The sequence below is a fragment of the Rhizobium sp. TAL182 genome (assembly GCF_002117725.1).
Classification (GTDB): domain Bacteria; phylum Pseudomonadota; class Alphaproteobacteria; order Rhizobiales; family Rhizobiaceae; genus Rhizobium; species Rhizobium esperanzae.
Map to the genome: position 1 here is coordinate 710,198 of NZ_CP021024.1, position 21,433 is coordinate 731,630.

Annotated in this window: 23 protein-coding genes; 20 read left to right on the forward strand and 3 right to left on the reverse strand. The window is 59.6% G+C overall.

Annotated elements, in window-relative coordinates; translation table 11 throughout:
* Window positions 1–9: 9 nt before the first annotated feature.
* Window positions 10–516 carry a flagellar basal body-associated FliL family protein gene (locus tag Tal182_RS03585; RefSeq protein WP_085858085.1) on the forward strand — a complete coding sequence of 169 codons (507 nt, stop codon included), beginning with the start codon at window positions 10–12 and terminating at the stop codon, window positions 514–516.
* Complete coding sequence (gene fliP, locus Tal182_RS03590; RefSeq protein WP_064800683.1) at window positions 513–1,250, forward strand: flagellar type III secretion system pore protein FliP; 738 nt, start codon at window positions 513–515, stop codon at window positions 1,248–1,250. Before Tal182_RS03585 ends, fliP begins: the two co-directional genes overlap by 4 nt.
* A 48-nt stretch (window positions 1,251–1,298) precedes the next feature.
* On the opposite strand, the gene Tal182_RS03595 is transcribed toward fliP, so the two are convergent.
* Entirely contained in the window at window positions 1,299–1,832 is a 534-nt protein-coding gene (locus Tal182_RS03595; protein WP_085858086.1) for an alpha/beta hydrolase, read from the reverse strand.
* Window positions 1,833–1,936: 104 nt separating this feature from the next.
* Between Tal182_RS03595 and Tal182_RS03600 the strand changes: the two genes are divergently transcribed.
* The gene (locus Tal182_RS03600; RefSeq protein ID WP_085858087.1) at window positions 1,937–2,413 is read left to right on the forward strand and encodes an Lrp/AsnC family transcriptional regulator; all 477 of its coding nucleotides are present in this window, start codon (window positions 1,937–1,939) and stop codon (window positions 2,411–2,413) included.
* Between the two features lie 54 nt (window positions 2,414–2,467).
* Here the strand turns inward: Tal182_RS03600 and Tal182_RS03605 are convergent, their stop codons facing one another.
* Window positions 2,468–4,384: a glycosyl transferase gene (locus Tal182_RS03605; protein ID WP_085858088.1), complete on the reverse strand. Its 1,917-nt coding sequence runs from the start codon at window positions 4,382–4,384 to the stop codon at window positions 2,468–2,470.
* Window positions 4,385–4,839: 455 nt separating this feature from the next.
* On the opposite strand from Tal182_RS03605, the gene Tal182_RS03610 reads away from it, so the two are divergent.
* From Tal182_RS03610 to Tal182_RS03620, 3 genes are all read left to right on the forward strand, one after another.
* Window positions 4,840–5,745 (forward strand): flagellin, encoded by a 906-nt coding sequence (locus Tal182_RS03610; protein ID WP_064800687.1) that lies wholly within the window; start codon window positions 4,840–4,842, stop codon window positions 5,743–5,745.
* A 281-nt stretch (window positions 5,746–6,026) separates the two neighbouring features.
* On the forward strand, window positions 6,027–6,935 hold the full coding sequence (locus tag Tal182_RS03615) for a flagellin (protein WP_064800688.1): 909 nt from the start codon (window positions 6,027–6,029) through the stop codon (window positions 6,933–6,935).
* A 248-nt stretch (window positions 6,936–7,183) separates the two neighbouring features.
* Window positions 7,184–8,095, forward strand: coding sequence for a flagellin (locus tag Tal182_RS03620; RefSeq protein WP_064800689.1), 912 nt, complete (start codon window positions 7,184–7,186; stop codon window positions 8,093–8,095).
* 1 nt (window position 8,096) lies between these two features.
* Here the strand turns inward: Tal182_RS03620 and Tal182_RS32090 are convergent, their stop codons facing one another.
* Entirely contained in the window at window positions 8,097–8,375 is a 279-nt protein-coding gene (locus Tal182_RS32090; protein WP_164517755.1) for a hypothetical protein, read from the reverse strand.
* Between the two features lie 19 nt (window positions 8,376–8,394).
* Here Tal182_RS32090 and Tal182_RS03625 point away from each other — a divergent pair, with 19 nt between their 5' ends.
* From Tal182_RS03625 to fliQ, 14 genes are all read left to right on the forward strand, one after another.
* On the forward strand, window positions 8,395–9,357 hold the full coding sequence (locus Tal182_RS03625; protein WP_064805905.1) for a flagellin: 963 nt from the start codon (window positions 8,395–8,397) through the stop codon (window positions 9,355–9,357).
* A gap of 202 nt (window positions 9,358–9,559) precedes the next feature.
* Window positions 9,560–10,189, forward strand: coding sequence for a hypothetical protein (locus Tal182_RS03630; RefSeq protein WP_085858089.1), 630 nt, complete (start codon window positions 9,560–9,562; stop codon window positions 10,187–10,189).
* On the forward strand, window positions 10,186–11,523 hold the full coding sequence (locus tag Tal182_RS03635; RefSeq protein WP_085858090.1) for a MotB family protein: 1,338 nt from the start codon (window positions 10,186–10,188) through the stop codon (window positions 11,521–11,523). Before Tal182_RS03630 ends, Tal182_RS03635 begins: the two co-directional genes overlap by 4 nt.
* A 10-nt stretch (window positions 11,524–11,533) precedes the next feature.
* Window positions 11,534–12,829 carry a chemotaxis protein MotC gene (gene motC / locus Tal182_RS03640; protein ID WP_085858091.1) on the forward strand — a complete coding sequence of 432 codons (1,296 nt, stop codon included), beginning with the start codon at window positions 11,534–11,536 and terminating at the stop codon, window positions 12,827–12,829.
* A complete protein-coding gene (locus tag Tal182_RS03645) occupies window positions 12,826–14,268 on the forward strand; it encodes a flagellar hook-length control protein FliK (protein WP_085858092.1) in 1,443 nt (480 codons plus the stop codon). The genes motC and Tal182_RS03645 overlap by 4 nt, the downstream gene beginning before the upstream one ends.
* A complete protein-coding gene (locus Tal182_RS03650; RefSeq protein WP_085858093.1) occupies window positions 14,189–14,773 on the forward strand; it encodes a lytic transglycosylase domain-containing protein in 585 nt (194 codons plus the stop codon). The genes Tal182_RS03645 and Tal182_RS03650 overlap by 80 nt, the downstream gene beginning before the upstream one ends.
* Window positions 14,774–15,053: 280 nt before the next feature.
* Window positions 15,054–15,725: a winged helix-turn-helix domain-containing protein gene (locus Tal182_RS03655; protein ID WP_064709879.1), complete on the forward strand. Its 672-nt coding sequence runs from the start codon at window positions 15,054–15,056 to the stop codon at window positions 15,723–15,725.
* 126 nt (window positions 15,726–15,851) lie between these two features.
* Window positions 15,852–17,156 carry a flagellar hook protein FlgE gene (locus Tal182_RS03660; protein ID WP_085858094.1) on the forward strand — a complete coding sequence of 435 codons (1,305 nt, stop codon included), beginning with the start codon at window positions 15,852–15,854 and terminating at the stop codon, window positions 17,154–17,156.
* Between the two features lie 19 nt (window positions 17,157–17,175).
* Window positions 17,176–18,663 (forward strand): flagellar hook-associated protein FlgK, encoded by a 1,488-nt coding sequence (flgK, locus tag Tal182_RS03665; protein WP_085858095.1) that lies wholly within the window; start codon window positions 17,176–17,178, stop codon window positions 18,661–18,663.
* Between the two features lie 3 nt (window positions 18,664–18,666).
* Window positions 18,667–19,719, forward strand: a complete 1,053-nt coding sequence (locus Tal182_RS03670) for a flagellar hook-associated family protein (RefSeq protein ID WP_085858096.1) — start codon at window positions 18,667–18,669, stop codon at window positions 19,717–19,719.
* 36 nt (window positions 19,720–19,755) lie between these two features.
* Entirely contained in the window at window positions 19,756–20,103 is a 348-nt protein-coding gene (gene flaF, locus Tal182_RS03675; protein ID WP_064800698.1) for a flagellar biosynthesis regulator FlaF, read from the forward strand.
* On the forward strand, window positions 20,100–20,549 hold the full coding sequence (gene flbT / locus Tal182_RS03680) for a flagellar biosynthesis repressor FlbT (protein WP_012482697.1): 450 nt from the start codon (window positions 20,100–20,102) through the stop codon (window positions 20,547–20,549). Before flaF ends, flbT begins: the two co-directional genes overlap by 4 nt.
* Entirely contained in the window at window positions 20,540–20,965 is a 426-nt protein-coding gene (gene flgD / locus Tal182_RS03685) for a flagellar hook assembly protein FlgD (protein ID WP_064809602.1), read from the forward strand. The genes flbT and flgD overlap by 10 nt, the downstream gene beginning before the upstream one ends.
* A 91-nt stretch (window positions 20,966–21,056) precedes the next feature.
* Window positions 21,057–21,323, forward strand: a complete 267-nt coding sequence (fliQ, locus tag Tal182_RS03690) for a flagellar biosynthesis protein FliQ (protein ID WP_011424049.1) — start codon at window positions 21,057–21,059, stop codon at window positions 21,321–21,323.
* Window positions 21,324–21,433 lie beyond the last annotated feature (110 nt).

The following is a 21,433-nucleotide window of genomic DNA, read 5'->3' on the forward strand; positions in this document are numbered from 1 at the left end:
CGAACGACGATGGCAGACGAAGATGTAAGCGCAGGTCAATCGAAGAAGAAATCCGGCCCGTTGATGACGATCATCGGCGTCGCCGTCCTGACGCTCCTCGGCGCCGGCGGCGGCTGGGCGGTCGGCACGATTGTCGCGCCCGAAATCAAGGGCGCCAAGGAGGTAGAGCAGGCCAAGGAAGCCGATGCCAAGAAGAAGGCCGAGGAAGGTCTGGCGCGCATCTCGACCGAGGCCAACAACGTCGTCCAGCTCGAGCCGATTACATCGAACCTCGCCTACCCTTCGGAAAACTGGGTCCGACTCGAAGTCGCGCTGCTGTTCAACGGGCCGTCCGACGTCAAGGTCGCCGAGGACATTCACCAGGATATCCTCGCCTATATCAGAACGGTTTCCCTGCAGCAGATCGAGGGGCCGCGGGGCTTTCAATATCTCAAGGATGACATCCAGGAACGTGTTGACCTTCGCTCGCAAGGGCGGGTATCGAAGGTCATGTTCAGGACCTTTGTCATCGAATGATTCGTTTCATAGTTTTCCTTGCCGCCATGATGGCGGTACCGGAACTGGCGGTGGCACAGCAGCTGCCGACCGATTTATTGAATGTGCCGGTCGATGGCTCCGTCGCCGCCTGGATCATCCGCACCTTCGGCCTGCTGACCGTTCTTTCGGTCGCGCCGGGCATCCTGATCATGGTGACGAGCTTCCCGCGCTTCGTCATCGCCTTCTCGATCCTGCGCTCAGGGATGGGCCTCTCCTCGACGCCTTCCAACATGATCCTCCTGTCGCTGTCGCTGTTCATGACCTTCTACGTCATGTCGCCGACCTTCGATCAGGCTTGGCAGAACGGCGTGCAGCCGCTGCTTGCCAACCAGATCAACGAGACTGAGGCGGTCCAGCGCATCGCCGAACCCTTCCGCACCTTCATGGCGGCCAATACCCGCGACAAGGATCTGGCGCTCTTCGTCGATCTGGCGCGTGAACGCGGCCAGAATATCCAGACATCAGATCCGATCGACTACCGCGTGCTGATCCCGGCCTTCATGATTTCCGAGATCCGCCGCGGTTTCGAGATCGGCTTTCTCGTCGTGCTGCCGTTCCTCGTCATCGACCTCATCGTCGCAACCATCACCATGGCGATGGGCATGATGATGCTGCCGCCGACTTCGATCTCGCTGCCTTTCAAGATTCTCTTCTTCGTACTGATCGACGGCTGGAACCTGCTCGTCGGCAGCCTGGTACGCTCGTTCAGCTGATCGGCTGCGGCGATGAGGAACTTCGGTTCCTCGATCGAGCGGTGCCTGCTACGCGCGGCTCACGAAATCCATCAGCAATGCCAGACCTTCCGGCCAGTCACCCAGATCGCTTTGGCCATTGATGTGGCCGGCAGCGCCGATGATTTTCAACTCGCTACCCCATTGCTTTGCTCGCGTTTCGGCGTAGGGCAGCGAACCATAGGGATCGCTGGTGCTTGCGACGATCAGCGATGGAAAGCCGAACTGCGCCGGCGGCACATCTGCAAAGCCTGCAGCGTCCGCAGGAAAGCTCGGGGAAAGAGGGTCTGGCACGGCGGCGAGGAACGCTCCCTTGATCGGCAAAAGGGTCCGCTGATGCCAATGTGCTACAAGCAGGCAGGAGAGGCTATGCGCCACGAGAACAGGTGGCGTTTTCGCTCTGCGCACCGCTTGCTCCAAGGCTTCGATCCAGTCGGAAAGATCCGGCTGATCCCAGCTCGTCGGTGCAAAACGGCGTATGGCTGGATTGGCATTCTCCCAAAGGCTCTGCCAGTGAGTGTTTCCGGAATCGCCGATGCCCGGCAAATGAATGAATTCGGTCATATCTCGCCTCTTCTTCGTTTCAGCGGAAGTATGGCGGTTTACACCTGCGAACCAAATTGGCATCTATCGGAAAAGTACCGGATAATCCGATAGATTGAAGGTTGATGGCAAAGCGCATCGATAGTAGTCCAGATCTTGATCCAACTGACATCGCCATCATCGAAGTCTTGCAGGATGATGGACGCATCAGCGTCTCCGAGCTCGGAAGGAAAGTCGGTCTTTCCCAGCCGGCCACGTCGGAGCGTCTCAAACGGCTTGAAGAACGCGGTATCATCGAGGCGTACAGAGCCGTCATCGACCCCGCCGCAGTTGGGCTTGGCATGATGGCCGTCATTCGCCTGCGCACCACGCACGAGCATATCAAGACATGCTTGAAGCATTTTTCCGAGATGCCGCAGATCATTGAGGTTCTAAGGCTGACAGGAGAGGATTGTTTTCACCTGAAAGTCATTGTTCCCACGCCGGGCGACCTTGAAAGCATCGTCGATGCCATTGCGCGCTATGGCTCGGTCACGACGACCATCGTTCTGCGCAGAGAGCCGCCGAAACGCATCGGGCGTGAACTGATCGCAAAGAGGTAAATACCCACTGAGGCGAATAGGATCGCTTCAGCGGGTATTCCGTCTCGGAAAACATCACTCGGCCGCGAACGGTGCCGTGCGCGGCGGCAGCGCCGCAATATCCATGTGGTCGGGTGCGAGACCCTGCTTGGCGCGCTCTGCCATGATTTCATAGGCCTGTTCGAGGTGATGGCAGAAGCGTTCGGCGTCGAAGAGCGGCGCGATATAGCGCCTCTCCTTGAGGTGTGCCTTGTATTCGGCGATCCGTCCCGGGTTCTGCGCCAGTTCGACGGCAAGGTCCTCATAAGCCTGGAGGTCGGCGGCGACGAGATCAGGCAGATCGATCGCCCTGAGCAGGCTTTCGCTGACGCGCGAGGCGAAGTTGGTGCCCTTGACGGTCAAAACCGGCAGGCCGCCCCAGAGCTGCTCTGAAGTGGTGGTGTGGCCGTTGACCGGGAAGGTGTCGATGCCGAGATCGGCAGCTTGCTGGCGGCTGATGTGGTCTTCGTAGGGCGCGCGCGGGCAGAAGATGATGCGCTTGGGCGAAATGCCGGCGGTCTGAAAATGTTTCAGCAGGTTCGCCTGGTTGCGCGGTGAATTGGCCATCAGCCACAGCACGCTGTTCGGCGCCCGTTTGAGGATCCGGCACCAGCTGTTGACCACATCAGGCGTGATCTTGCGGTTGCCGTTGAAGGAGGCGAAGATGAAGGCCTCTTCCGGCAGGCCGAGCTCCTCGCGGGTGACCGGACGCGGCTTCGGACGATGCATCGGATCGTTCGGCTGGTAACTTTCCGGCAGCCGGCAGAATTTCTCGTGGTAGAACGGCTTGGCGATATCCGGGAGCACGGAGTGGTCGCCGATGACATAGTCGAGATCGATGTTGACGGTGCTTCCGGGAAAACCGAGCCATCCGACATGCACCGGTGCGAGCGGCAGGTTGAAAGCCGTCGCGCGGCTGCCTGACGTATGACCCTTCAGATCGACCATGATATCGATATTATGCTCTCGCACCGCTTCCAGCATCGCCTGGTCGGAGAAGCCGTGAACGTCGACGATCCTGCCCCAGCGGCTGCGGTCGGTGTCGTTGTGCTTCAGGTATTCGGGGCCTGTGTGGCAGAAGAGCGCCACCTCGAACCGGTCCTTGTCGTGCAGTTCCAGGATGCGCTGCAACAGCTTCATTGTCGCATGTCGGTCCCAGAAGTCCGAGGACATGTAGCCGATCCGGATCTTGTCAGACCACGTGTGCGGCTGGTTGCGGCGGAAGGCCACCCGTTCGGGATTGAGCGGTGTGGTTCCGATCGTGGCATACCGATTGAAATTCTCGTTGCCGCACCAGTGTAGGTGATAGAACGGGTTGTCCTTGCGCAGGATTTCGACGTCGCCTTTTGCGAGGCCATCATCGATCACTGCCTGATGTTTGGCGGCCTCTTCGAAATCATTGAATTCGCGGGCGAAGACGAGATAGAGGAAACGGATTGCCAGATTTCCGGGAAAACGCTTGAAGAGGTTGCGCGACAGGTTCTGGTTGGTTGCGTCGTTCAGGTCGTCGCTCAGGAGCATGGCCGCCAAGCGCAAGTGATCCGGATTGGAGCTCTGCGAGAGCACTGTCTTGAACGGGCGGATAATATCCCGTTGCTGCCGTTTCAGGTAGATCGCGGTGATGATGAAGGCAAGCTCGGCGTCTTCCTGTGCCTTGGTCAGATTTCGCATCGCGATCAGCAGCGCCTCGTCCTCGTTGCCGGTCTCGTAATGCAGCTTGGCCGCCTGCTTGGCGTATTCGTAGGAATTCGGTCCCTCACAGCCGGCAGCAAGCCCATATGCTTTCGCGGCATCGGCCTTGAACCCGAGCTGCACGAGGTTCTTGGCCAGCAGAGCATAGGTCTTGCCGTCCTGCTGGATATCCATGAGCTGGTTGAGCGTTGCCAGGGACTGTGTGTAGCGGCCCATCTGGTAATCCCTGGACGCCGCAGAGAACGAAACTTTGCTGTTCAAAACCCAACTCCGTGAGGAAATGTTCTGGCATGACTGTCGGTCGCCGACACGCGCACGGACAGTCCTCCCCGAACGGAGAATCGATCCGATGATGCGATCCCGGCATCTGCCACACTGGCATTCGAAGCTTGCTTGAAACCGGTGGGTTAATGAAGGTCCGCCCCGGGGAAGTCCGCTTTTCGGAGAGAACCCTTGCCGCCCGCGGCGAATCTGAATGGTGTATTCAGCAGGCATTAACTACGACGCGTGAGGGGGCATTAACTATGCGGTTCGAGCAGCAGGCGCGGGACCCTCATCTTTAAGAAGTTGGCAAGCATTGGCTGCGAGATTGCCCTGGACATGACGGGTTTGGGCCAAACAAGCAGGCGCCGAGTAGCATGAAGCTGGTCCGTCATCGCCGGTATTACAGTCCGGTATGTCCTCCTTTTTGTATCTAGTTTCCAGGGGACAGATTTATGACAAGCATTAACACGAATTCTTCCGCACAGGCCGCTCTTCAGACGCTGCGCAGCGTGAACAAGGGCCTCAACCAGACGCAGAACCACGTTTCATCCGGTTACCGCGTTGAAAAGGCCTCCGACAACGCTGCTTACTGGTCGATCGCAACGACCATGCGTTCGGACAACAAGGCTCTCTCCGCCGTTTCCGACGCACTCGGCATGGGTGCTGCCAAGGTCGACACCGCTTACACCGCAATGGACAGCGCCATCGACGTCGTCGGCGACATCAAGGCCAAGCTGGTCGCCGCGACTGAAAACGGCGTCGACAAAGCCAAGGTCCAGGAAGAAATCGGTCAGCTGCAGCAGCAGCTCCTGAGCATCGCTCAGTCGGCTTCCTTCAACGGCGAAAACTGGGTTGCCGGGGCTACGGGTACCGTGAGCGTCGTTTCGTCCTTCGTCCGTGACGGCTCCAACGCTGTTTCGGTTACCACGACCGACTACGCTCTGGATAGCAGCACCACAGGCAACGTCCTGTTCGGCATGAGCGGCGGCATCGTCGAAACCTCCACGGGTATCCTCGGTACTTCGACTGGTACGGTCGGCTCGATCTACTCGATGGACATCACCAACTTCACCTCCGGCCAGATCCAGACGGCTCTGACCAACGTTGAAACGGCTCTGAAGGCGATGACCAGCGCCGGCGCTGCTCTCGGCTCGCTCTCCAAGCGCATCGACAACCAGGACGACTTCGTCAACGCGCTCAGCGACTCGATCGACTCCGGTGTCGGCCGTCTCGTCGACGCCGACATGGAAGAAGAATCCTCCAAGCTCAGCGCCTTGCAGACCCAGCAGCAGCTGGCGATCCAGTCGCTGTCGATCGCGAACTCCTCTTCGCAGAACATCCTGTCGCTGTTCCGCTAAGACCGGTCATTACAGGCTTCCAAGTTTCGCGGCCGGGTCATTCCCGGCCGCGAAATGTTTTAATATAAGGTTAATGAAAATCTTTCTAAGTGTCAGATATTTTTACGTTATTTTCAATTTTGATTTAGCTTTCCTTAACCATCTTGCTGTTTTCTAGGCCCATCGAAACGGCGAGTTAACCCTAACAGAGATGGTTAACAGGCATGATGCTGATCGCTGTGGGCCGGTCGAAAATCCGGAATGTCCCTTCTTAAAATCTGCCAACAAGGGGCAAGCAAACTATGACGAGCATCAACACCAATAACGCTGCAATGGCAGCTCTCCAGACTCTCCGCGGCATCAATCAGGGTCTCCAGACAACGCAGTCGCACGTGTCGTCCGGTTATCGCGTCGGCAAGGCTGCCGACAACGCTGCCTACTGGTCGATCGCTACCACGATGCGTTCGGACAACAAGGCTCTGTCCGCTGTTTCCGACGCCCTCGGCCTCGGCGCCGCCAAGGTCGACACCGCTTATTCCGCCATGGACAGCGCCATCGACGTGGTCGGCGACATCAAGGCCAAGCTCGTTGCCGCGACTGAAAACGGCGTCGACAAGTCAAAGGTCCAGGAAGAAATCGGTCAGCTGCAGCAGCAGTTGCTGAGCATTGCTCAGTCGGCTTCCTTCTCCGGTGAAAACTGGGTTGCCGGCGCCGACGGCACCAAGAACGTCGTCGCCTCCTTCGTCCGCGACGGCTCCAACGCTGTTTCGGTGGTGATGACCGACTACGTTCTCTCGAGCGGTTCGCTGGGCAACGTTCTGTTCGGCATGAGCAACGGCGCGGTTGAAACCTCCACGGGTATCCTCGGCACCTCGAACGGTACGGTCGGTTCCGTCTACGCGATGGACATCACCAACTTCACCCTCGGTGATATCCAGAACGCCCTGACCAACGTCGAATCGGCTCTGAAGGCCATGACCAGCGCCGGCGCCGCGCTCGGCTCGATCTCCAAGCGCATCGAACTGCAGGAAAACTTCGTCTCCGCGCTCAGCGACTCGATCGACTCCGGTGTTGGTCGTCTCGTCGACGCCGATATGGAAGAAGAATCCTCCAAGCTCAGCGCCTTGCAGACCCAGCAGCAGCTGGCCGTCCAGTCGCTGTCGATCGCGAACTCCTCTTCGCAGACCATTCTCACGCTGTTCCGCGGCTAATAGTCAGCCGAAAACATCGGCCCGCCGGTCTCCGGCGGGCATCTCGGAATCGAGCCGCGCTTCGATGGGAGCGCGGCTTTTTTGTTTTCGTTAACTGTTGATTAACCATAATGCTGTCTTCTCAGGCCAACGAGACGGCGAGTTAACCAAAGTGAAGAAGCGGTTAACAGGCATGAGGCTGATCCCCGTTCCCGGTAACATTCCGGAATGTCCCTTTTTCCCATTTGCCAACGAGGGGCAATCATTTCATGACCAGCATTTTGACGAACGTTGCGGCCATGGCCGCTCTTCAGACTCTGCGCGGAATTAACGATAGTCTGGAAGGCACGCAGAACCGCGTATCATCGGGTTACCGCGTCGAAAAGGCGTCCGACAACGCCGCTTACTGGTCGATCGCAACCACCATGCGCTCGGATAACAAGGCTCTCTCCGCCGTTTCCGACGCTCTCGGGCTCGGCGCCGCAAAGGTCGATACGGCTTACTCCGCCATGGACAGCGCCATCGACGTGATCAGCGAGATCAAGGCGAAGATCGTCGCCGCGACGGAAAAGGGTGTGGACAAGACCAAGGTCCAGGAAGAAATTGGCCAACTGCAGCAGCAGCTCCTGAGCATTGCGCAATCGGCGTCTTTCTCCGGCGAAAACTGGGTGGCCGGCGCTGATGGCACCAAGAGCGTCGTTTCCACTTTCGTCCGCGATGGCAATGGCAATGTTTCGGTCAAGACGACGGACTACGTCCTGGACACGACATCTGTGGGCAACGTTCTCTTTGGCATGAACTCGGTTGGTTCGATCGAGACGACCTCCGGCATCATCGGCACGTCCTACGGCACGATCGGTTCGATCTACTCTATGGACATCAGCACCTTCGGTTCGGCGGAGATCTCCATGGCGCTGACGTCAATTGAGGCCGGCCTTGAAGCAATGACCAAGGCTGCCTCGCAGCTCGGTTCGATTTCCACCCGTATCGAATTGCAGGAAAACTTCGTCGGAGCCCTCAGCGATTCGATCGACTCGGGCGTCGGCCGCCTCGTCGATGCCGACATGGAAGAGGAATCGAGCAAGCTGACGGCGTTGCAAACCCAGCAGCAGCTGGCGATCCAGTCGCTGTCGATCGCCAACTCCAGCGCGCAGAACATCCTGACGCTGTTCCGCAGCTAAATCAGCCGCTGAAGCTGGACCGAATCTTGCGCCGCCGTTCGGCCGCAAGCAGGAAATCTTCCGGACCGCGCCCGAAACGGCGCGGTTCTTTGTTTGATATCAATAGCTTCACTTGCGAGCCAATCCGCGTGTCGCACTCGCGCCGCCGCTCTTGCCCAACAAGTTGATATCGAGTTAACGTCGTCTTGAGTTGATTTGCTTTTGCGACGCGCCGGTGAAAATTTCGCCGGAGGCATGAGGCCACTTCTGTCGCCGCCGGCAATCCGGCCTGCCCTTTCATCTTATTCCGAGACCTGTCGATGACCGTTAAGATTACCAGCGCGGCCGCGGTGAATGCACTTGCGGTGCTGCGCAGCATCAACAAAGAAGCCAGTCAGACCCAGCAGCAAGTTTCTTCGGGCTATCGGATCGAGACGGCCGCAGACGATGCCTCCTACTGGTCGGTCGCCACCGTCATGCGCTCGGACAGCACCAATCTAGGCACGATCGGCGATGCGCTCGGTCTCGGCGCTGCCAAGGTGGATGCGACCTACACGGCGATGAATTCGGCGATCGATCTCGTTAGCCAGATCCGCGCCAAGCTGGTTGCGGCAAGAGAGCCCGGCACCGACAAGGACAAGATCAATGCCGAGATCAGCGAATATAAGGAGCAGCTGAAGAGCGTCGTCGAATCGACGTCGTTTGCAGGCGAGAACTGGTTGCTCAACAGTGACAAGGCCGCGCCGCCGACATGGTCGGTCATTTCGGGCTTCGTGCGGGCCTCGACGGGCGAATACCAGGCCCAGACGATCGACTTCCCTTCGTCGCAGACCATCCTCATCGACAAGAACAATGCGAGCGGTGGCCTGTTCACCAAGGCGATTGATGCTCAGGCGATCAACAACAGCGGCACCGGACCGCGGAACTATTACCTGCTGGACGCCGGTTCGACCACGCCGGCGACTGGCAGCGAGATCGCGATCGACGAGAACACTACCGACGCCCAGCTTGTCGATATGCTCGATGTGACCGACGCGCTGTTCTCCTCGCTGACGACGACGGCCGCCTCCATCGGTGTGATGAAGACGCGTATCGACGATCAGATCGACTACGCGGCCGATCTGTCGGATTCGATAGACAAGAGCGTCGGCGCGCTCGTCGATACCGATATGGATGAGGCTTCGATCCGCCAGAAGGCGATTGAAACCCAAAAGCAGATGGCCGTCGAAGCGATCTCGATCCTCAACACGGCTGCAAGCAAGATCCTCATTCTGCTGGAGTAGAGCTGAGCGCGATCACCGATGGCGGCGGCGCCATTCATCCTCGCGCAAGTTTGACTTCCTAGTTTCCGGCATGAAGGCATCGTCCGAAAATCGTGCCGGCGCAAGGTCAAGCCCTTGTTCGCTGCGAAGGACATGTCGCGCGCAAGGTCATTTTGAACGGGGGCGGGCATGCCGCACGTCTCCCGGACGCTGGATGGTTTCTATGAGCATTTCGCTTTCTCGGTATTTGAAGGACTTCGGCGAACCGAAGCCGTCAGCGCCGATCATCGATATCGACGATTTGGCCGGAGATGTTTTTCCGGAGACACCGAGCGAACCACCGGTCGACATCGAGGCGGAGCGGCGCGAGGCCTATGCGCAAGGCCATGCCGCGGCGACCGCTGATTTGACCGAGAAATACGAAAGTGAGGCGCGCGCTCTGGCCGAGGCCCATGCGCGCGCGCTCGAGGAACTGAAGATTCGCTACGAAGTGGAGGCGGCGGCGGTCATTGCATCCCGCGTCCTCGATATCGCCGAAGAAATCGCTCAGCTGGTCAGCGCCGGCGCAGCCACGGCCATTGCGCCCGTCATGACGGAAGCGCTTGCGGCCAAGGCTGCCGAAAGTCTCGCCGCTTTGCTGCGTGAAGCGATTCTCGAAGGCGCGGCCGGACCGATCGTCGTCAGGGGGCCGACCAGCCTCTTCGGCATATTGAAAGCCGAGCTCGGCGAACATGCCGCGGCGGTTCGGCACATCGAGGCCGACGATCTCGATCTAGCCGTCGAAATCGGTGAATCCGTCATCGTCACCCGTATGTCCGCCTGGGCGGCCAGCTTGAAGAAAGTTCTCGAATGAGCGACGGCGAAAACCATCACCACGGCAGAAACGAGATCATTATCGTCAAGCGGCATGGCGGCGGTGATCACGATGGTGCCCATGGCGGTGCGTGGAAAATTGCCTATGCCGACTTCATGACGGCGATGATGGCATTCTTCCTGGTCATGTGGCTGGTCAACGCCGCCAACGAGGAGACCAAGGCCGCGGTCGCGACCTATTTCAATCCGATCAAGCTTGCCGACGAAAAGCCGACCGAGAAAGGCCTGAAGAAGCCTGTCGACCATGCCGAGGGCGAGGAGAAGAAAGAAAAGTCGAAACAGAAGGAAGATAATCCGACCGAGGGCAAGTCGGCCGCCGATGGTGACGACCAGACATCGACCTCAGGCGACCAGACCAATTATTCCGAGGCCGATTTCTTCGAGAATCCCTATTCGGTTCTCGCCGAGATCGCCCAGGAGGTCGGCCAGCAGGCCAATGTCAGCGCCAAGGGCGATGGCGGCGCCGCCGATTCCGGCCCTGCCACCGGCGCCGATGGCGGGCAAGCCTATCGCGATCCCTTCGATCCGGATTTCTGGACAAAGCAGGTCGAGGTGACGACGGCCGGAAAACCCTTGCCGCCCGGCAAGAGCGAACAGCAGGCGACCGAGAGCGAGACGACGGAGATCGCCAAGGCCGAGGATATGAAGCCGGTGCCTTTGGCGACCGATCAGAAGCCCGCTAAGGAAGCCCCCGCCAAAGAAGCCAAGGAGACCAGGGAAACGACCGGCGCCGCCGAGGCCAAGGACGGCAAGGCGACGAATGGCAAAGCGCCCGAGGAGAAGAAGGCGGAAGCGCGGAAGGATGCCGAGCATCAGAAGGAAGCCGACAAGAGCGCGGCTGGGGCCGAGCAGCAGCAGAAGGAAGCTGAACAGCTTCAGGCGCAGATCGCGCAACAGATCGGCGGTGTTGCCGGCAAGCTCGCCGAAGGCCTGACAGTGACGGCAGCCGAAGGTGGCCTGCTGGTCAGCATCTCCGACCAGAACGACGATTCGATGTTCAATATCGGTTCGGCTGTTCCGCGCCAGGAGATGGTGCTCGCCATGGAAAGGATCGGGACGATCCTGAAGGAGAGGGGGGGCGCGGTCGCCATCCGCGGCCACACGGACGGGCGCCAATACAAGGGGGGGCAGAACGAGAACTGGCGGCTTTCGATGGATCGCGCCCAGAGCGCCTATTACATGCTCGTGCGCGGCGGGTTGGACGAGACGCGCGTCTCCCAGGTCTCCGGTTTCGCCGATCGTCGGCTGAAGCTCCCCGCCGACCCGTTCAACGCGGCCAACCGACGGATCGAGATCCTGGTGCAGGCGGAATAGGGATAGTCGGATGGCGCGTCGGCAGCATCGCTACGTCGGATTTATGGCCCTCGGCCTGGCGATGCTTTCGCCTGCCGCGGGCAAAGCGCAGGATCCGGACGATCTTGCGCCGTACAAGATGCTGCGGTCGCTGCAGTTCGTGCAGGATTCCGTCGTCGCCGGCGATCATTCGGCCGGCGAAATGCAGCGCTTCATGCTGGGCACCATCGACGAGCGGCTGCGGACGGCCGACACAAAGATCTTCGATGACGACCGCAATGTCGATGCGGCGCTGATCTATACGATGAGCGGCGGCAATCCCCAGACGCTCGAATATCTGATCGCTCATGACGTCAACGGCTATTTCGACAATCGCGTCACCGATGTGCTGCGCAAATATCTGACCGGCAAGGGGCTGCTCGTCGCCAAGACGCTGGAGGAAACCGCCAGGGAATATCGCGACAAGAAGATCGGTCCATACCTGGCGCTGATCGGCGGCAACGTGATGATCGCCACGAAACCGACAGATGCGCTTGATCTCTACGACCAGGCACGTCTTGCCGCGCCGGGCACGATCGTCGAGGAGGCGGCCTTGCGCCGTTCCCTCGCCATCTGCGTCGACAAGGGAATGCTCGACAAGGGACTCGCCTATTCGCAGCGTTATGCCAGACGCTTCCTGCATTCGCCCTATGCCAGCCAGTTCGCCGATCTTTTCGTCAAGCTTGTCGTCGCCCATGATCACGACGTGAAACCGCAGGATGTCGTCGATATCCTCTCCTTCATGGATGCCCCGCGCCAGCGCGAGGTCTATCTGCGCATCGCCCGCGCCGCCGCGATAGCGGGCAAGCCCGAGTTGGCGCGCATGGCGGTCGAACATGTGCAGTTGCTTGGCGCGGGCACCGACAATGCCTTCGGCCCGCTCGCAAATTTTTATGGCGGCATGGCCGGCCTTCCCACGGACGATATCGACCAGGCGGCGAAGAATGTCAGCGGCATCGACGGCGAAACGCTTTCGCCGCGGGATCAGGCGCTGCAGGCCGCGGCGCGGTCCGTTGCCGAGCAGATCCTGCGTGCGCCGGATCCGGCAAGCTTGACGCAAGCATCGAATCCTAACACTTCTCATCAAGAAATCACTTCTGAAAAGGCTGCGGCGATAGCCACGCAACCGGGGACGCCAGGCGCGCCTCCCGAGCCTGTTCCGGGAGGTGTGGCATCGACTGGCCAGAGCCAGGATACCGACTCCTCATTCAACGCATTTGTGACGACCAGCCGATCCAAGCTCGACGAGATCGATGGTCTTCTGGCGCAGGAAGGCAACGAACAATGATGGATCTGAGCGTCTCGGGCGGAGCCTCTGGTGCGGAGGCGGCTGCGGCCGCGAAATCCGCGAAGGCTGGAAAGGGCGATCCCGCCGGTCAGCAGGGCGGCTTCTCCGATGTGCTTGCCAAAACAGGCGGCAGCGCCGTCGACGACGCGCCCGACGATGCACAGCCGGATCAGGGTGTCGCCGATGGCGATACAGCGAAAGTGGCGCGGACGATCCGCAGCCGCAGCAGCGCCAAACCGCTGATCGATCTCGGCAACGCCGCGCTGCAGGCACAGGCCGAGGTGCAGCCGGAAACGGTCGCCAATGTCGAAAAGGTCGCCGCAAAGCCTGCGAAGGATGGGCTCAAATTGCCGGCCGGCGTCGGCAAGCCCGATGCCAAGGATCAGTCCGCCGACGAGGCCGCGCAGGCGGCCAAGGGCGTCAAGCGCGTCAAGACGGACATCTCGAAAACAGATGCGGATTCGGATGGTGAGGCCGAGGACGGCGGCGTTTCCGATGTGCTTGGCCTGCTGAAGCAGGAGCCCGCCGATGGCACGGTCGCTTTGCCGGCCGCCGCAGCCGCCCATCAAGCCGTCACCAAGACCGGCGAGGCTGGATCTGCCGAGAAGGCTGCCACTGGTATCGACGCCAAAACGAGCGGGCACGCATCCGACGCCCTGGCGGTCGTCAGCGGCAATGTCGAAAGCGTCAAGGCTGATGATATCAAGGTTCCCGGCACCGAGACCACCGAAGCCGCCGACGGCCGGACGTTCCGGATCAGCCGCGCCGACGGCCGCGGCGTATCGATGGATGTTCACCTCGGTGCGGACCAGGCCGGGCCGAAGGACGGCTCAAAGAAGGCCGACGTCGAAAACGTCTCGGTCCTCGAATCGCGCCGCTATATCGGCCTGGCGCAGAATACCAATTCCGCTGTGGTCACCGCCGCTCTCTCCGGTGATTCCGAATGGGCGCGCGCCATGCAGCCGAGTTCGGCGCTCTCCAACGCGGCGGAATGGACGAGCACCGGCAAGGTGGTCAATACGCTGAAGATCCAGATGAACCCGATCGATCTCGGCCTGGTGACGGCGACCATGCGCCTGGCCGGCGACGCTCTGAACGTCGACCTCAAGGTCGAAACCGGCGCCGCCTACCGGCAGCTGAAGGAAGATCACGGCAAGATTCTCGAAGCGCTGCGCAGCCAGGGCTATGCGGTCGACAACGTCACCATCAGCATGGCCCCGGTCGAGCGAGCCGACGCCGGCAACCAGGCCGGCAGCCAGGGGCAGGCCTCCCAGCAGCAGTCGCTCCCTCAGCAAGGGCAGGGCGGCGAGGCGCGCGAGCGCCACAATCAGATGGCGCAGCGGATGGATGGAGGCTTCAATGGCGCAGGCGAGACCGGTATCGAAGACGTCTCTGCTGGCGGTGCTCGCAGCAGCGGCGCTGGCGGCGTTTACCTCTGAGGGGGCCGCTTCCACCGGTGCCTGCGAACGCGAAATCCAGTCGGCTGCGGTCAAATACGGTATCCCGGAAGGCATCCTTTATTCGGTCGGTCTGACGGAGACCGGTCGCAAGGGCTCACTCTATCCGTTTGCCATGAACGTCGAAGGCAGGGCGATTTTTCCGCCTTCGGAAGAGGATGCGATGAGGCAATTCGATGTCGCCCGCAGAAGCGGGGCGAAGCTCATCGACATCGGCTGCATGCAGATCAATCATTATTATCACGGCGAGAATTTCGCCTCCACCGAAGATATGTTCGATCCGCATCGCAACGTCGAATATGCGGCGAAGTTTCTTCGCAACCTGCATGACCGTCATGAGACGTGGACGATGGCGGTAGCGAGATACCATGCCGGGCCGAACAACAACCCGGCGCAGAAGCAATATGTCTGCCGCGTCATCGCCAATTTGGTGGCCACCGGCTATGGCAAGTGGACTCCCAATGCGAGTAACTTCTGCCAAAATTAATTCAACCAACGAGGGAAATGCCGAATTATGACGAAACTGTGTCGTAATGTGGCAGGAATCCGGCGCCAAAACGGTGTGCAAGTCACATTTAACTGCTCGTTAACTTTTCCACGAAACTTTTGTGTGGATATCCAAGCGCAGCCACTACATGTAGATCAAATCGCCACACAGGTCTTAATCAATTATTAATTTCCGCCATTCACTTTAACGAGTTGTCGCCGATTCGTGCGATTCGTACCCATAGATCATCGAAGTGCCACACTGATTCGGAGGCGGACGAATGATCGTAGTGGTTGATGAGCGTGAGCTCGTAAAAGACGGATACACATCCCTGTTTGGCCGGGAGGGCATTCCCTCCACCGGCTTTGATCCATCGGAATTCGGCGAATGGGTGCAGACCGCCGCGGATTCGGATATTGCGGCGGTCGAGGCCTTCCTGATCGGGCAGGGCCAGCGCAGCTTCGAACTGCCCCGGGCGATCCGGGACCGCTCGATGGCGCCGGTGATCGCGGTCAGCGACCAGCCCTCGCTCGAAAACACCCTTGCGCTTTTCGATTGCGGCGTCGACGACGTGGTGCGCAAGCCGGTCCATCCGCGCGAAATTCTCGCCAGAGCGGCCGCGATCCGGCGCCGGCTGAAGGCGATCGCCAACTACACCGATATCGGTGGCATCCGCGTTTTCTCGGATGGTCGTGACCCCGAGATCAACGGCGAGGTCTTTGCGCTCCCCCGGCGCGAGCGCCGCATCCTCGAATATTTGATCGCCAACCGCGGTCGCCGGGTCACCAAGACCCAGATCTTCAACGCCATCTACGGCATCTTCGATGAAGAGGTCGAGGAGAACGTCGTCGAAAGCCACATCTCGAAGCTGCGCAAGAAGCTGCGCAAGAAGCTCGGCGTCGATCCGGTCGATTCCAAGCGCTTCCTCGGCTACTGCATCGACTGGGCCTGATTTTTCCGGCCGGGTGACGACGCCCGGCTGAACCTCGATATTGGCCTCGCTGCTCGCCATGTCAGACAGCTTCACGCAAGGCCCGACAAATACTCTCGACTTTAACAGGTAAAACGAGGTTTTCAGATGAGCATTTTCGGCAGCATGAAGACGGCAGTGTCGGGCATGAACGCGCAGGCAAACCGCCTCAGCACCGTCTCCGACAACATCGCCAACGTGAACACCACCGGTTACAAGGCCGTATCGACGAGCTTCTCCTCGCTGGTTCTCCCCTCCTCGGGCGGCAATTACAATTCCGGCGGCGTTCAGACCTCCGTGCGCCAGGCCGTCTCCGACCAAGGCGATATCTCCTACACGACCTCCACCACCGATCTTGCGATTTCGGGCGACGGCTTCTTCATCGTCCAGGGTCCCGACGGCACCCCGGTTCTGACCCGCGCCGGCGACTTCCAGAAGGACGACGAAGGCAATCTCGTCAATGCCGCCGGCTTCCAGCTGATGGGTTATTCCTACGACTCCGGCGCTCCCGCAGTCGTCGTCAACGGTTTCGACGGCCTTGTTCCCGTCAACGTCAATCAGGAGGGGCTGACCGCCATCGCCTCGACATCGGGTGTCTTCAAGGGCAACCTCGATTCCGGCGCGAATATCGCTCCGGTCGCTCCAGCGACGCTGCCGAGCGCGAACGCCGCCACCACGACGGCCGACACCAAGAAGTTTTCGATGGTCGCCTACGACCATCTCGGCAACAAGGTGATGTACGACTTCTACTTCACCAAGACCTCGGTCGTAACACCGCCACCGGCAACCGGTACGGCGAGCACTTGGGAGGTCGCGGTCTTCCGCAACGCCGATGCGGCGACGGGCGGCACGACCTCCTTCCCATACACCGGTGGTGCCGGCGCCGTTGTCGCCTCCGGAAACCTTACATTCGACCGCAATGGCAAGATGCTGACGGGTGGTGCCCTCACAATTGCCGATACGACGAACGCTCTGTCGATCAACATGGATCTCTCCGGCTTCACGCAGCTTGGCGCCGCCTTTGCCGGCACCGGCACGCCGAATGGCCAGGCGGCAAGCCCGGTCAAGGACGTCACCATCGACGGCGATGGCATCGTCTACGCCAAGTACGAAGACGGCAGCACCAAGCCGCTCTACCGCATTCCGCTCGCCAACGTCGCAAGCCCGGACAAGCTGACGCTGATGAGCGGCAACGTCTACAGCGCCAATGGCCAGTCGGGCGTCACCGTCACCGGCTTCCCGCAGACCAACGGCCTCGGCACGATCAAATCGGGCGCTCTCGAAGGTTCGAACGTCGATCTTGCCGGCGAGCTGACCGAGATGATCGAAGCGCAGCGTAGCTACACCGCCAATTCGAAAGTGTTCCAGACGGGCTCGGACATCATGGACGTCCTCGTCAACCTCAAGAGATAAGTAAGGTAACGGGTAAGCCATGTCGCTCACGTCCGCACTTAATACCGCGCAGAACATATTCAACAATACCGGCACGCAGAGCAGTGTCGTATCGAACAATATCTCGAATGCGGGCAACAAGGATTATGTGCGCCGGCAGGCGATGCTCACCACGTCACTTAACGGCGCGCAGGTGGTCAAGATAGACCGGGCGCAGGAAGATGCCCTGCTGCGCCAATATCTGAAGTCATCCTCTCAGGACAGCGCTCAGCAGACCCTGCTGAGCGGTCTCGGAGATCTCAAGTCGATCATGGGCGGCAACGACTACGAAACGGCGCCGTCCACCTATCTGGGTGTTTTCCAGCAGAAACTGCAGGCGTTCAGAACTTCGCCGGGCAGCACCGTGGCGGCTCAGGGCGCCATCACCGCCGCCCAGGACGTCGCCAATTCCCTGAACAACGCATCGAGTTCCGTTCAGGATGTTCGCGCCTCCGCCGACAAGCAGATCGTCACGGCGGTCGATAGCCTGAATACGCTCCTCAGCCAGTTTGAAAAAGCCAACAATGCGGTGAAGACTGCCACGGCTTCGGGCACGGATGCGTCGGGCGCTCTCGACGAGCGTGAGAAGATCCTCAAGCAGATTTCGCAGATCGTCGGCGTTAGCGCGACGACGCGCGACAATAACGACATGGTGTTGAGCACATCTGACGGGACGATCCTTTTTGAGACGATCCCGCGCAAGGTGACCTTCAAGTCCCAGGATGTCTATAATGCCAGCATCACCGGCAATTCGGTTTATATCGACGGCGTAGCGCTTCAGCGCGGCAGCGGATCGACGACGACAGGGCAGGGGAGCCTTCAATCGCTCCTGCAGATCCGCGACGAGATCGCCCCGAACTTCCAGAAACAGCTCGACGAAATCGCCCGCGGCCTTGTCTCGCTCTTCAAGGAGCAGAACACCGCAGCGCCCCCGGCCTATGTGCCCGGTCTCTTCACCTGGAGCGGCGGCACGGTCGATACCGGCGGCACCGCGGTGGCCGGCATGGCATCGACCATCACAGTCAGCACCCGCGTGATCACCTCGCAGGGCGGCGATCCGATGCGTCTGCGCGATGGTGGCGTCAACGCCACCGGCGTCGTCCTGAACACGTCGGGCGTCAGCGGTTATACGGCGGAACTCGACCGTCTTTACACCGCCATGAGCGCCGACATCGATTTCGATCCGGCAGCCGGACCAGCGGTCGGCTTCGACGCCACGACGGGCATCGATTCCAACGTCAGCATCATGGAATATGCCACCAATTCCCTCGGCTGGCTCGAGCAGTACCGCAGCAATGCCACGACGGCGGCCGAAAATACCTCGGCGGCGCTGTCGCGCTCCGACGAAGCCTATTCCAACGAAACGGGTGTTAACCTCGACGAGGAACTGACGCTGCTTCTAGACATCGAGCAGTCCTACAAAGCGGCCACCAAGATCCTCAACGCCGTCGATGAAATGTTGAAGTCATTGCTGGATATTGCGAGTTAAGCCATGAAGAGCTCATTTATTTCAAGTTCGGCCATTCAGAACGCGATGCGGTTGACGATCCGTCAGGCGCAGAACCAGATGACGAAGGCGACGACGGAAGCGACGACCGGAGTCTACGCAGATATCGGTGTCTCGCTTGGCGGCAATGCGGCCAGAAGTGTGGATTTCACCCGCGAGACCGACAGAATAGACTCGATCAAATCAAGCAATTCGCTTGTCAGCGCACGCATGGAATCCTCGCAGCTCGGTCTTTCCAAGATGAAGGATGTCGGCGATGGCCTCGTGTCGAAGCTGACGGCGCTGCAGGGCAGCCACGATCCAGGCAGCATCACGGTCGCCATTCAGTCGGCGACCAGCGCACTTTCGACTATGATGGATACGTCCAACACCATGGTGAATGGGGAATATCTGTTCTCCGGAATCAACACCGACGTGCAGCCGCTGACCGACAAGACGACGGCCACGAGTGCGGCAATCGTTACCGCCCTGAACACCTATGCAGCCGGTCTTGTCCCTCCGAAGGCGGTCAGCGATCTCACGGGCGCCGAGATGAGCACTTTCATCACCACGACGGTCGAGCCGATGTTCAGCGAAGCGAACTGGACGGCTGCGGGGACTGGCTGGTCGCAGGCGTCGAGCCAGAACATGACGAGCCGCATCAGCAACTCGGAAGTGATCGAATCCTCGACCAACGCCAATTCCGAAGGCATCCGCTATTTGGCGCTCGCCTCGGTCATGACCACTGCGCTGCTCGGCCAGAACCTTAGCACCGATGCAATGACGACGGTGTCCAAGCAGGCCATCAGCTACACGGCGAAGGCCACAAGCGGTCTGGTGACCCAGGCAAGTCAGCTTGGCCTCTCCCAGGAGCGCGTCAAGAAGTCCAACGACGCTCTCGATGCCCAGTCGAACATTATCAAGAATAAGCTGGTCGATCTTCAGGGCGTCGACCCGTACGAAGCCTCGACTCTCGTTAAGACTTTGGAAACGCAGCTTGAAACCGCTTACACGATCGTCTCGAAGATCCAGCAGTTGAGTCTCGTGAACTACCTTTGATGAGCAAAGGCGCGCAATATAAAGAAGGATGCATGAATGTATCAGTTCTCGTATGCCGAAGTCATGCAGGACTCGGTGGCCGACGCGAAAGAGCGGGAATGGCAGGTTCTTGACCGGTCCATAGAACTGCTGGCGTTGGCGCGCGACAAGGAAAAATACGGTCGGGAAGCCATCGAAGCCCTGTTTTATACGCGCCGGGTGTGGATCAGCTTTATCGAGGATCTGAAACATCCGGAAAACCAGCTGGACATCCAGCTCAGGGCCAACCTCATCTCGATTGCGATCTGGATATTGAAGGAATGCGACAGGATCAGAAAACGTCTGTCTAACAACTACCAGGGCATCATCGACGTTACCACCATCATCAGGGATGGACTTAAATGAAAAGTACACTTCGAATTTCTCTGAAAGCCGGAGAAAGAATCTTCATCAACGGCGCCGTCCTGCGTGTCGACCGCAAGGTCGCGCTGGAATTCCTGAACGATGTGACGTTCCTTCTCGAGAATCACGTCCTCCAGCCGGAAGGCGCAACGACGCCCCTGCGCCAGCTCTATTTCATCGCGCAGATGATCCTCATCAATCCCGAGGGCAAGGACCACTCGACGGCGATGTTCCGCAAGTCGATCACCATGCTGCTCACCTGCTTCAAGAACGAAGAGATCCTCGCTGAGCTGAAGCGGATCGACGCGCTTGTGTCGACCGGCCGCGCCTTCGATGCCTTGAAGGCGATCCGCGGTCTTTACGCGATCGAAGACAATATCCTCAACAATCACGAACTGCCGCCGACGATGGTCGAGCAGATTCGCAGGGAGATCGCACCATGGCGGTAGACGCAACGTCAAGCGTGACGAGTTCGACCTCGACGAGCTCGAGCTCGTCTCAGAGCAAGGCGACGCTGAACTACGACAATTTCCTTCAACTGCTCATCGCGCAGATGAAGAACCAGGATCCGACCGATCCGATGGATGCAAGCGAGCAGGTCGCTCAGCTTGCGACCTTCTCGCAGGTCGAGCAGACGATCCAGACCAACACCAAGCTGGATACGCTTCTGGCAAGCTCGAGCCTGACCCAGGCCAGCAGCTATGTCGGCAAATATATGGAAAGCGCCGACGGCACCGTCAAAGGCGTCATCGATTCCGTCAAAGTTTATTCCGACGGCATCATTGCGACGACCACGGATGGCGATAAGATACTCGTGCAGGCGGGAATCACTGTTGCCGACGAGGCGCCGAGCAGCAGCTCCTGACGCAAGGGGCCGCCAGCGCGCCCGACAAACCAGATCAATCGCAGCCCTGTTATAGCGGGGCTGCTTCGAGGCGATATGAGGTTGCCTTCAGATGAATGAAGCTGACGCATTGGATCTGTTCCAGGCCGCAATCTGGACGGTCCTGATTGCCTCCGGTCCGGCGGTTCTCGCCGCGATGGTGGTGGGTCTCGTCATTGCCTTGATCCAGGCGCTGACCCAGGTGCAGGAAGCGACACTGACCTTCGTGCCGAAGATTGTCGCGGTGCTGGTTGTGGTCGGCATCACCGCCCCCTTCGTCGGCTCGCAGATTTCTATTTTCACCAATCTCGTCTTTTCGCGCATCCAGTCCGGCTTCTAAGCAATTCGAGCAAAACTGCGCAGCGGTTCTACGCCTCCATGAAAAGCTGAACCGCTTCTCAGCCACCTTCGCGCAAGCTTCGCCATTTAATTCTCGATCCGAATTGGGCG

Excerpts from the sequence above, each read along its gene's own strand:
- Tal182_RS03585 (WP_085858085.1), top strand. The coding sequence starts at position 10 with ATGGCAGACGAAGATGTAAGCGCAGGTCAATCGAAGAAGAAATCCGGC.
- fliP (WP_064800683.1), top strand. The coding sequence starts at position 513 with ATGATTCGTTTCATAGTTTTCCTTGCCGCCATGATGGCGGTACCGGAA.
- Tal182_RS03595 (WP_085858086.1), bottom strand. The coding sequence starts at position 1,832 with ATGACCGAATTCATTCATTTGCCGGGCATCGGCGATTCCGGAAACACT.
- Tal182_RS03600 (WP_085858087.1), top strand. The coding sequence starts at position 1,937 with ATGGCAAAGCGCATCGATAGTAGTCCAGATCTTGATCCAACTGACATC.
- Tal182_RS03610 (WP_064800687.1), top strand. The coding sequence starts at position 4,840 with ATGACAAGCATTAACACGAATTCTTCCGCACAGGCCGCTCTTCAGACG.
- Tal182_RS03615 (WP_064800688.1), top strand. The coding sequence starts at position 6,027 with ATGACGAGCATCAACACCAATAACGCTGCAATGGCAGCTCTCCAGACT.
- Tal182_RS03620 (WP_064800689.1), top strand. The coding sequence starts at position 7,184 with ATGACCAGCATTTTGACGAACGTTGCGGCCATGGCCGCTCTTCAGACT.
- Tal182_RS32090 (WP_164517755.1), bottom strand. The coding sequence starts at position 8,375 with ATGAAAGGGCAGGCCGGATTGCCGGCGGCGACAGAAGTGGCCTCATGC.
- Tal182_RS03625 (WP_064805905.1), top strand. The coding sequence starts at position 8,395 with ATGACCGTTAAGATTACCAGCGCGGCCGCGGTGAATGCACTTGCGGTG.
- Tal182_RS03630 (WP_085858089.1), top strand. The coding sequence starts at position 9,560 with ATGAGCATTTCGCTTTCTCGGTATTTGAAGGACTTCGGCGAACCGAAG.
- Tal182_RS03635 (WP_085858090.1), top strand. The coding sequence starts at position 10,186 with ATGAGCGACGGCGAAAACCATCACCACGGCAGAAACGAGATCATTATC.
- motC (WP_085858091.1), top strand. The coding sequence starts at position 11,534 with ATGGCGCGTCGGCAGCATCGCTACGTCGGATTTATGGCCCTCGGCCTG.
- Tal182_RS03645 (WP_085858092.1), top strand. The coding sequence starts at position 12,826 with ATGATGGATCTGAGCGTCTCGGGCGGAGCCTCTGGTGCGGAGGCGGCT.
- Tal182_RS03650 (WP_085858093.1), top strand. The coding sequence starts at position 14,189 with ATGGCGCAGGCGAGACCGGTATCGAAGACGTCTCTGCTGGCGGTGCTC.
- Tal182_RS03655 (WP_064709879.1), top strand. The coding sequence starts at position 15,054 with ATGATCGTAGTGGTTGATGAGCGTGAGCTCGTAAAAGACGGATACACA.
- Tal182_RS03660 (WP_085858094.1), top strand. The coding sequence starts at position 15,852 with ATGAGCATTTTCGGCAGCATGAAGACGGCAGTGTCGGGCATGAACGCG.
- flgK (WP_085858095.1), top strand. The coding sequence starts at position 17,176 with ATGTCGCTCACGTCCGCACTTAATACCGCGCAGAACATATTCAACAAT.
- Tal182_RS03670 (WP_085858096.1), top strand. The coding sequence starts at position 18,667 with ATGAAGAGCTCATTTATTTCAAGTTCGGCCATTCAGAACGCGATGCGG.
- flaF (WP_064800698.1), top strand. The coding sequence starts at position 19,756 with ATGTATCAGTTCTCGTATGCCGAAGTCATGCAGGACTCGGTGGCCGAC.
- flbT (WP_012482697.1), top strand. The coding sequence starts at position 20,100 with ATGAAAAGTACACTTCGAATTTCTCTGAAAGCCGGAGAAAGAATCTTC.
- flgD (WP_064809602.1), top strand. The coding sequence starts at position 20,540 with ATGGCGGTAGACGCAACGTCAAGCGTGACGAGTTCGACCTCGACGAGC.
- fliQ (WP_011424049.1), top strand. The coding sequence starts at position 21,057 with ATGAATGAAGCTGACGCATTGGATCTGTTCCAGGCCGCAATCTGGACG.